At 62.4% G+C, this 10,217-nt stretch carries 8 protein-coding genes; 7 read left to right on the top strand and 1 reads right to left on the bottom strand.

What is annotated here, in order from left to right:
• The first annotated feature begins 183 nt into the window (after positions 1-183).
• The 7 genes from L972_RS17570 to L972_RS17540 all read left to right on the top strand — a co-directional run bounded on the left by L972_RS17570 (position 184) and on the right by L972_RS17540 (position 8,938).
• On the top strand, positions 184-690 hold the full coding sequence (locus L972_RS17570) for an NUDIX hydrolase (protein WP_047439928.1): 507 nt from the start codon (positions 184-186) through the stop codon (positions 688-690).
• Between the two features lie 132 nt (positions 691-822).
• A complete protein-coding gene (locus L972_RS17565; protein WP_047439925.1) occupies positions 823-2,985 on the top strand; it encodes an AsmA family protein in 2,163 nt (720 codons plus the stop codon).
• Between the two features lie 145 nt (positions 2,986-3,130).
• On the top strand, positions 3,131-4,513 hold the full coding sequence (locus L972_RS17560; RefSeq protein WP_047439923.1) for an ATP-binding protein: 1,383 nt from the start codon (positions 3,131-3,133) through the stop codon (positions 4,511-4,513).
• Complete coding sequence (locus L972_RS17555) at positions 4,510-5,157, top strand: response regulator transcription factor (protein WP_047439921.1); 648 nt, start codon at positions 4,510-4,512, stop codon at positions 5,155-5,157. The genes L972_RS17560 and L972_RS17555 overlap by 4 nt, the downstream gene beginning before the upstream one ends.
• Positions 5,158-5,237: 80 nt before the next feature.
• Positions 5,238-6,002: a DUF2861 family protein gene (locus L972_RS17550; RefSeq protein ID WP_231560948.1), complete on the top strand. Its 765-nt coding sequence runs from the start codon at positions 5,238-5,240 to the stop codon at positions 6,000-6,002.
• Between the two features lie 108 nt (positions 6,003-6,110).
• On the top strand, positions 6,111-8,312 hold the full coding sequence (locus L972_RS17545) for a glycoside hydrolase (RefSeq protein ID WP_047439916.1): 2,202 nt from the start codon (positions 6,111-6,113) through the stop codon (positions 8,310-8,312).
• A gap of 95 nt (positions 8,313-8,407) precedes the next feature.
• Positions 8,408-8,938: a GNAT family N-acetyltransferase gene (locus L972_RS17540; RefSeq protein WP_047439914.1), complete on the top strand. Its 531-nt coding sequence runs from the start codon at positions 8,408-8,410 to the stop codon at positions 8,936-8,938.
• Between the two features lie 76 nt (positions 8,939-9,014).
• Here L972_RS17540 and glnE read toward each other — a convergent pair.
• On the bottom strand, positions 9,015-10,217 hold a 1,203-nt coding region (gene glnE, locus L972_RS22020), incomplete at its 5' end, for a bifunctional [glutamate--ammonia ligase]-adenylyl-L-tyrosine phosphorylase/[glutamate--ammonia-ligase] adenylyltransferase (protein ID WP_047439932.1).

The raw sequence follows: 10,217 nt of genomic DNA, 5'->3' as shown, positions 1-10,217 counted from the left end.
ACCCAATACAAGAAACCCCGCTCATCGAGCGGGGTTTTTTATTGTCTGAAAATCAGCAAATAGCCTGATAATTGCCCCGTTTTATTACTATCCCTTTGAATTCCTCGTCTTCCCCGTCTGTTTTACTCATAAAAAACGGTCGCAACAGCTTAAAATGGCGCTTTATTTCGTCGGAGATAGCCCATGTTTTGTCCAAAATGCGGCGGTCAACCCCTGCAGAGCGTCAGCCCCAAAGAGCTTCGTTGTGGCTGCGGTTTTCATTTTTTCCAGAATGTGGCGACGGCGGTGATGGTGGCGCTTTGCTGGCAGGACGAGGTGCTGGTTGCGGTGCGTGCCCGCAATCCGGGCAAGGGGTTGCTGGATCTGCCGGGCGGATTTGTCGATCCCGGCGAGTCGCTGGAGGGGGCGTTGGTGCGCGAGTTGCAGGAGGAGCTGGGGCTCGATGTTAGCGCCCAACCTTTTACCTATCTCGGTTCCTTCCCCAATATCTATCCCTACGATGGCATCACCTATCACACCTGTGACACCTTTTTCGCCATCAAGCTGAGTGAAAAACCGGTCATCCAGCCGGCTGACGATGTGGCCGCCTGTCAGTGGCTGAAGATCGGTGATATTCCCTTGCCCCGCTTTGCTTTCGAGTCGACGCGCACCGCGATGGCGCGGCTGCAGCAATCCTCTTTGCAAGCTTGATCCCTGCTGATGACGATGGGGATTGGTAGCGACCATCCCTGTCTCATCCTTGTCCGCTTTTGTCCCGCAGACGCCATTCGTCAGACGGTGAGTGGTATAGTCAGCAGTGGATCCGGATTCAAGGAGCATATCGTGAAGAAGATAGTTCTCATCTTGCTCGGCATCGCCGTGGCGGCCTTGCTGGCCATAGTGACGCTGATAAGCCTTATCGACCCCAATCAATTCAAGCCCCAACTGGCTGAACAGGTGCGCAAGAGCACAGGCCGGGAACTGGTGATGGCAGGAGAGATTGACTGGCGTTTCTGGCCGAGTCTCGGCCTCTCGCTGGAGAAGGTTGCTCTGCGCAATCCGGCCGGTTTTGCCGAGCCGGATCTGGTTCGTTTCGAACAAGGCGAGGCCTCGGTGGCCCTGTTGCCGCTGCTCTCACATCGATTGGAGATCGGCAAGGTGACCCTGAGTGGCGCCCATCTCTTTATCCAGACCAAGGCGGATGGCAGCTCCAATCTGAGCGGACTGATCAAAAATGCCACTGCTGATGCAAGCGAACCGGTCGTCCCCGCAACCCCTGCGCCAGCCGCTGATAGCAAGCCCTGGCAGATCAGCTTGCAGGGTGTCGCGCTCTCCCAGGCCAGTGCGCTGGTACAGGATGATCGCCGCGGCACCTTGCTGCGACTGGATCGCCTCGATCTCGATATGGGGCAGCTGGCCACCGATCAGTGGGTACCCGTGACGCTGGCCGCCAAGGGGAGTGCCGACAAGCTCGCTTTCGACGTTAAAGGGCAGACCCAGATCAAGCTGGCGCAGGAGGTGATGGAAAGTGAACTGAAAGATCTGAGCCTCAGTGGCAGCCTGAGTGACCCATCCCTGCGACTCGACAGTTTCTCCATCAAGGGAGACAGACTGGCCCTTGGTGAGTGGAGCAACCTCACGTTGGCGCTGAAAGGTGCCAAGGTAGAGGGGCTGCAAGCTTCACTGGCTGGTTCGCTGGAAGGAACGCTCAAGGGGCGGCTCGACAAGGGGATGAAGCTGGCCGAGCTCTCCGATGTGCTGCTGACGGCAGCGCTGGAAGGTGATGCGCTGCCACGCCCGCAGATGAAGCTGAAACTGGCCGGGTTTGCCCGTGCCGAGCTCGACAAGCAGTTGATTACCCTGAGTAAGCTGGTGATGAGTGCCGATGAGGCGCTGCTGAGTGGTGATGGAAGCGTGCAGCTTGGTGCCGTTCCCGCAATCAGCTTCGATCTCAAGGGGGAGAAGCTGGATCTCGACAAATGGCTCGCCAAATCGGTACCGACCACACCAGCGCAGGCGAAAGAGGACAAACCGGCAGCCGGTGCTTCAAATGCCGCTGCAAGTGACAATAAAGCGGTAACCGGCAAGAGCGAAGCCCTCTCCGCGGTTGAACCGGATCTGGGCGCGCTCAAAGGTGTGGATCTGGATGGTCGGCTGCAACTCGGCAGCCTGCGTCTGAAAGGGCTGGATCTCGGCGCAGTCGATCTGCAGGTGGCTCTGGCCAAGGGACTGCTCACGCTCAAACAGTTCAGCGCGACCGTGGCTGGCGGTCAGGTAAGCGCGAACGGGGTACTCGACGCACGCCAGCAGCCCGCCACCTACAAGGTGCACAAGCAGGTGGCCGGAGTGAACATTCGCCCCTTGTTGCAGACTCTGGCTCAGAGTGATCTGCTGGAGGGCAAGGGCGATCTCGATGTGCAGGTGCAGGGCCGTGGTCTCTCCGCGCTGGCACTGCGCAACGGGATGCAGGGCAAGGTTACCTTGAAACTGAGCGACGGTGCCCTGCATGGCATCAACCTGCCGGAGATGATCCGCGAGGCGCGGGCTACCCTCACCGGCAAGGGGGCCGAGCAGGTGAAGGAGGCGCGCAAGACCGACTTCAGCGCCCTCACCGCCAGTTTCCAGATTGCCGACGGCATCGCCCGCAGCAACGATATCCAGCTCTTTGCCCCGGCCTTGCGGGTCAAGGGCGAGGGGCAGACGGCGCTGGTGCCGGAGAGCCTCGACTTCCTGTTCCTCACCTCCATTGTCGAGAGCAGCAAGGGGCAGGGAGGAAAGGATGTGGATGAGCTGAAGGAGATCACCATTCCGGTGCGGATCGGCGGTCACTGGCAGGCCCCCAGCTACCAGCTCGATGTGAAGGCACTGCTTAGCAACAACAAATTGCTGGAGGATAAGGCGCGCAAGGAGGCCGAACGCGGCCTCAAGAAGCTGCTGGGGGACAAGGCCGACAATGAAGCCGTCAAAGGGGTGGCTGACCAGCTGCTCAAGGGACTGTTCAAATAGGTGACGGTTCATATGGGCTGGCGGGAGCCGCGCCAATGCCGTTAGCGGTTGACCGGATGTCAGCGCCATTGAAAAATGGCGCTGACATTTTTTATGGCGCAGTGATCTGCTGTGTCTTCATCCGGAGTCATCTCGAGTTGAATCCATGCGCCTGATCCTGCTGCTCTGCTCCCTGATCTGCTACGGCATGGCGTATCCCGTGCTGGCCGGGCCGCTGGCAGATCGTCTGGCGGACGCACTGGCCAGGCAGGTTCCCGAACATACGCTGCCTCTTGACGAGGTGCAGCGGCTCGACCGTCGCCTGATTGCTCCCGACTCCCTCTATCCCGCCTGGCAGAGCTATCCGCTGCGCCAGTTGCAGGCCATCAATCGCTATCAGCAGGAGTGCGGGACAGAGAATGACTTGCCTGCCGAGTGGTTGCCGCTGCTGCGGGCGCTTTGTGGCCAAGGGGCTGCGCCCTCGACCCGCTGGTTTGCCGCTCACCCCGTCTATCCGCTTGGCGGCTCCAGCGCTGCCCGCTGGCTGGCTGATCATCCGGCGGCTGGGCTCGATGCTCTGCTCCATGTGCGGGAGCAGCGCGACCGGTTGGGGCAGCTTGGCGAGCTCGGCGATGACAACCTCGATGCCCTGCTACGGGGCGAGCGCTGGCTGCTGCAATCGGGCCAACTCTGGCTGCTTGCCGATGGGCAGTGGCGTCGCTATGGCGCCGGGCAGTGGCAACCGCTGGCCGAGCGGCTCGGCGTGACGCTGGATAGTCGTACTGCTGGTACTTGTGAAGAGCGAGTCGGAGCGATTTGCTTCAATACTCGCCCCACGCTTGGCTGGCAGTTGCTGGCGCTGGCCAGCTCCCTTGGTTTCATCTTGCTGCTGGGATGGGCCAGCTGGCAGCGCTGGCGACTGCTGCGGGAGCGGCGCGTCGCGTTGCAGATGCTGACCCACGAGCTGCGTACTCCCATCATGGCGCTCTCCGGTATCAGCGAGGAGCTGCGCCACGATTTCGACCAGCTCCCCCCTTCCGCCCAGCAGAGCGTGGGTCAGCTGCTGGGCAGTGTCGCCCGTCTGCATCAGTTGGCGCAGGCCAGTCGCCACTATCTGGCGGCAGAGACCCTCGAGGATGAGCGGGTTGCGGTCAGTCTCACCGAGTGGCTCACCCTGGTTTGCAAGCGGCATGGCGCTACCTTCTGCCTTGAGCGGGAGATGACTCTGGCGCTCCCCTTTTATTGGCTCGAGCTCGCCCTCGACAACCTGCTGCGCAATGCCAGCCAGCATGGTCGTGCGCCGGTTCGGATCTGTGCCAGCTGGCAGGCGGGGCGCTTGAGCCTCGCAGTCAGCGATGGCGGCGAGCTGCCAAATTATCGGCTCGCTACCCTGCTGCGCCGCGGTGCCCGTGCCGATGGTCTGGGGCTGGGGCTTGCCATCGTGCGCCATCTGCTGCGCCGTCTTGGCGGGCGCCTCGCCCTATCCGGCCCGCCCACCACCTTCACCCTGACGCTGCCCTGCCAACTCTGGAGCGACCCCGAATCATGAAGACCATCCTACTTGTCGAAGACGAGGCATTGCTGGCGGAGAACCTGCAACGCTATCTGACCCGCGAGGGGTATCGCTGCCTCTGGTGCGACACCCTGGCTGCGGCGGAGCAGCAGTGGCTGGCGGCGGATCTGGTGTTGCTCGATCGCACCATGCCGGAGGGGGATGCCCTCGACTGGCTACCCCAGTGGCTGGCGCGCAAGGCGCTGCCGGTGATCGTGCTCACCGCAAGGGTGGAGGTGAGCGATCGGGTGGCCGGGCTCGATGCGGGGGCGCGCGACTACCTGACCAAACCCTTCTCCCACGACGAGCTGCTGGCGCGGATCCGGGCCCAGTTGCGTCAGCTGGGGGATGGCACTCAGGCGGTGGGTGGCTTGCAGCTCCACCCCGCCCGGATGCAGGCGAGCTGGCAGGATGCGGAGGTGAGTTTTACCCCCACCGAGTTTGCCCTGCTCACCCTGCTGGTGCGGATGGCGGGGCGGGTGCTGAGCCGGGAGGAGATCCTCAACCGGGTGTGGGGCTATCAGGCGTTTCCTTCCACCCGCACGGTTGATACCCATATCCTGCAACTGCGCCAGAAGCTGCCCGGACTGGCTATCGAGACGGTGCGCGGCATCGGCTACCGGCTGGAGGTGTCAGCGTGAAGCGTGCAATACTGGCCGCGCTGCTGTTGGCTCTAAGCTGCGGCCTTCTGAACCTGGGCCTTCTAAACGTAAGCAGCGTGATGGCAACCGAACACTTTATGGAAACCGAACGCACTGACCCGTTGCAACCAGCTACTTTGGCGCTGTTGCAGGGGGATAACCGGCACGCCTGGCAATCTTTGCAGCAGGCTTGGCCTGTCCTTAACAGCGATGCCGAGCGCCGTAGTTGGCAGGGGATGCTGGCCGCGCTCAGTGCCCAGCACTGCGGCAAGGATTTCCCGCTCACTCTGCCTGATGGGGTGAGCGAGCTGCGAGTTGAGCTGATCCAGCGCGATGCGCCGCTGTTGCGGGACTTTCGGGTGCAGTTGACCGGGGAGGGGCCCATCACCGCCGCTGAACTTATCGATCCCGCTGGCCGTGACCGACTGGCAGGTGCCCAGTGGGAGGCGGAAGAGAATAAAGGGGTCAGGGTTGTCGGGGCCGATCTACCGACGCCTTTGCCAGCCGGACTCTATCTGCTGCGGTTGGCGGTGGCGGGCAAGGAGTGGCAGGTAGCGCTGCCGCTGCCTGCGGTGCAGGATCTGGACTGGCTCTCCCGCTCGCCGCTGGCGGTGGCCAGTCCCCCCGCCAATCCCGCTTCCTGTACGCCGCTCTGGCTCGATCAGGCGGTGCTGGCTCGCCCGCAATATTCCCTGCTCTGGTGGAACCGCCTGCCTCTCGATGGCAAGGTGGGTTGGCCTGCCGCCACGCCCGACAGCTGGCGCACCCTCTCGCTGGTGCAGACCAGCCAGCGCGGCCAGCTGGTGTTGCAGCTAAGCCACAGTCAGGCGGGGCCAGTGGATTAATGCGCATCGTGATAGGCAGGTGCATGCAATCCTGACATTGGCCTGACAATCGCAGGCTGCCGATCTGCTGAAATGGCGATTCCCGTGTGTTATCAGGAATCACCGACCATGACTCTTCTTCCCGAATTAGCGAGCCGGATCCGCCCGCTGCTGCTGTTGGCGCCGCTGTTCTCCCTGCCTGCCGAGGCGCTGACCCTTGCCAACGATCAGTGGCGTATCGAGCTGGATCCCGCCACCCTGGCGGCCGAGGCTGTGCTGCCATCGGGCAAGCACCTTGCCATCTCTTCTCCCGGCCCGCGTCAGCCTGTCACCGCCTTGCAGCAGGAGGGGGTACGTGCCAACTGGCTGACCAGCTCTGATGGTGAGGTGCGAGCCTCGGCCCGTCTCGAGGGCAATCGCCTGATCCTCAGCCTGAGCCGTGCGAGTGCAGGTGAGCTGGTATGGCCGCGGGTGCCGGCAGGGGCGCAGGCGCTGATGCTGCCGATCCACGAGGGATTCCGCATTCCGGCTACGCACACTGCGTGGCGCAAGGCGCTGGCGCAGGAGTATCAGGGGATCAACACCACCGAAAATCTCACCCTGCCGGTGGTTGGGCTGGATCATGGCGATCAGCAGTTGGCGATCCTCTTTGCCAACCCCTTCAACAACCGGCTCACCTTTGCTCCGAAGCAAGATGGCATTGCCCTGACGGCGACCCATAGCGTCAACCGCCTCAATCTGGCTGACCCCTATGAGGTGGCGGTGTCGCTGCAACCGGGCAATGACTGGCTGGCGGCGGCCAAGGCCTATCGCAGCTGGTTGCAGGCACGGGGCGAGCTGGTCTCGCTCGAGAGTAAGCTGGCGGCGGTACCGGATGGCAAGCGGCTGATCGGCGCCTCTCACCTCTACCTCTGGGGCGAGCGACTGCTGGTGCCACAGGATGTGAAGAGCTGGCCCGAGTTGCGCCGCCTGATCCCCGCCGACTGGCTCAAGGGGGAGAGTAAAACGGCGCTGCAAGCGCCCGATCTTGAGCACAACCGCTACCTGCAAAACCGGGTGCTGACCGGAGTTGAGCAGGCGCTTGCGCTGCGCCATCCGGGTCAGCAACCGGCCGATTTCGCCACCCGGCGCACGCTGGCTGCCACGCAACTGGGGGCTGCGCTCAACGAGCCGCAGAGCTGGGGTGATGGCAGCTCTGCCAAGATGATCGTTGCTCTCAAGCAGGCTGGACTACCCAAACTCTGGCTGGGGCTGCCCCAGTGGACCGCCGGTTTTGCTGCGCCAGAGGGGATTGAATTTGCCAAACAGGCGGGCTATCTCATCGCCCCTTACGACTCCTACGATACCGCGCTGTCGGAGGGGAATCGCCAGCAGAGCTGGCTCACCGCCCAGATGGGGCAGGATATCTATCTGCGCTGCGGCATCATGCTGGAGAATGGACGGCGCAAGAGCGGCTTTCAAAACAGCGGCGTCTACACCAATCAGGCCTGCGTGCGTCCGGTGATGGAGCAGCGCGTACCCTGGTTGCAGCAGGCAAACCACTACAACAGCTGGTTCCTCGATGTAGCGGCGACCGGCATGGTGTTTGACGACTTCGACCCGGCCAAGCCGACCAGTCAGGCGCAGGATGCGCAAAACCGGATGGCCGGGATGGTGTGGATTGCCAAGAGTCAGGGGGTGCTGGTGGGCTCCGAGGAGGGCGGCGCGGTAGCCAACCGCACCGCGGCCTTTGCCCACGGCCCCCAGACCAGCGGCTTTGGTTGGCAGGATCCCGATATGCGCCGCAACAAGCGCTCTCCCTACTATCTGGGGGCCTGGTATCCGGAGCATCAGCCCGCGTTCTTTTTTCGCCAGAGTCACCTAAAACCTGAGTATCGGGGGCTCTACTTCGATCCGGCGCTGCGGTTGCCGCTGCTCCAGAGCGTTTTTCACGACAGCATAGTGACCACCCACCACTGGACGATGGATAGCCTCAAGTTCAAGGAGAGCCGTCAGGTCACCGAGCTGTTGCAGCAGCTCTACAACGTGCCGCCGCTGCTCAACCTCAGTCTGGATAGCGCCAGCGCGCGCATTCCCTATCTCAAGGGGCTCGATGCCTTCTTCCGCCCGCTGCATGAGCGGCTCTACAACCAGCCCCTCACCGGTTTTCGCTGGCTCGATAAAAGAGGAGTGGTGCAGCAGAGCGAGTTTGCCGATGGCACTCGACTGATAGCCAACTTCGGCCCGGCCACTGAGCAGGCAGGGATAAAACTGGCCGCTCAAAGCGTGCTGGCGCTGTTGCCCGATGGCAGCCAGCAGCTGTTTGTCTCGCAACCGGATGGCGCCCGCTAATCTGGCGTTCTGGCTTTTATTTCATCAGAGGATGCTGTGGCAGAACTTTTCATGTATAGATGAACGTTCTGCAAAATAAACGAGAGGCAGTTCTGATGATTGAGAGTGAAGTGATTAGGGAGGTAAACCATCCGGCGTGGCCGCTGGTCTGGCAGATCTATGGCGAGAGTTTTCCCCGCTACGAGCAGCGCCAGTCACAGCATCAGCCACAGAAGATGCGGGATCCTCGCTATCACTGCCAAATCTTTTATCAGGACGGCCTGCTGCTCGGTTTCATCTTCTGGTGGGCGTGTGGCGAGCAGATCTATATCGAACATCTGGCCATCAATCCGGCGCTGCGCGGCCGCAACTACGGCCGCCGCCTGCTGGCCGAATTTTGCGAGCGGGCAGGCAAAACCGTCATTCTCGAGATCGATCCGCCAGAAGATGAGATTGCCATTCGTCGTCTGCGCTTCTATCAGGGGCTGGGCTTTTGTCTCAACGACTATACCCATCTCCACCCACCCTATCATCCTGACTATCAAGGTCATGCGCTGCGGGTGTTGAGCTATCCGGGACTCCTTGAGGAAGAGGCCTATCAGCGTTTCAACAGCATGCTGGTGGAGACAGTGATGGATCACGGCTGAGCAGCCGCAAGGAGATAAGAGAGGGGCCCGCCTGAAGCAATTCAGGCGGGCCCCTTTTCATTGTCGTCGGCGGGAATTACTCCCCCAGCAGGGTTTGCCAGACTGCGAGCACATGGTTGCGCTCGTTTTGCAGCTGATCGTCGCTCACCTTGCGGGAGATCTCCGAGAGGTTGAGGCGATGGCCGAGGTTGCGGATCTCCAGATAGGCCTGTTTCAGCCCCTCCGCCTGCTCCAGCGTCAGCACCCCCGCCATGACGCACTCATCGAAGATGCGCACGTTATCGGACCAGCGGGTGAGGGCATCGGGCTCGCCGCAGGCGTGGGCCAGCACCAGATACTGGGCGATAAACTCGATATCCACCATGCCGCCGGGGGACTGCTTGAGGTCGAACTCGCCAGCCCCCGCTTTCAGCAGGTGATCCCGCATCTTGTGGCGCATCTCGCGCACCTCGCGGGCCAGAGTCGGCAGGTCGCGTTCCTTGGCCAGCACATCGCGGCGGATACGGGCAAATTCGGCTTTGATCGCATCATCGCCATAGATGGGGCGGGCCCGCACCAGCGCCTGATGTTCCCAGGTCCACGCCTCGTTTTGCTGATACTGCTCGTAGGCCGAAAGCGACGAGACCAGCAGGCCGGAGTCGCCGGAGGGGCGCAGCCGCATATCGATCTCGTAGAGGATCCCGGAGGGGGTACGGGTGCTGAACAGGTGCAGGATCCGCTGGGCGAGGCGCAGATAGAACTGGCGGCTGTCGATGGGCTTGCGGCCATCTGTGTAGCTGTTGGGGTCACCGCCGTGCAGGAACACCAGATCGAGATCCGAGCCGTAGCCGAGCTCGATGCCGCCCAGCTTGCCGTAGGCCACCACCGCAAAGCCGCGCTGGCCGCTGGTTGCCACCTCGGGCGGCACCCCGTAGCGCTCGCTCATCTGGGCCCAGGCCTGATTGACCACCTCTTCGGTGATCGCCTCCGCGAGCCAGGTGAGGTGGTCGCTCACCTTCATCAGCGGCAGGGCGCCAGCGATGTCGGCGGCCACGATGCGCAGCAGCTGCACCTGCTTGAACTGGCGCAACGCCTCCATCTGCTGCTCCACGTCCTCTTCGGGGATGCGCAGCAGGAACTGGCGCAGCTGGGGCTTGTACTGGTCGAGCGGGGTGGGGTGGTAGAGGTGCTGGGGATCGAGCAGCTCGTCCAGCAAAATCGGGTAGCGGGCCAGTTGCTCGCTCACCAGATGGCTGGCGTCGCACAGCCGCACCAGCTGGCGCAGGGCGCCCGGGTTTTC

It is taken from the genome of Aeromonas sp. ZOR0001, assembly GCF_000801015.1.
Lineage (GTDB): Bacteria > Pseudomonadota > Gammaproteobacteria > Enterobacterales > Aeromonadaceae > Aeromonas > Aeromonas veronii.
Note: the sequence above shows the minus strand (reverse complement) of the source record. Positions and strands in the feature narration are given on the sequence as shown.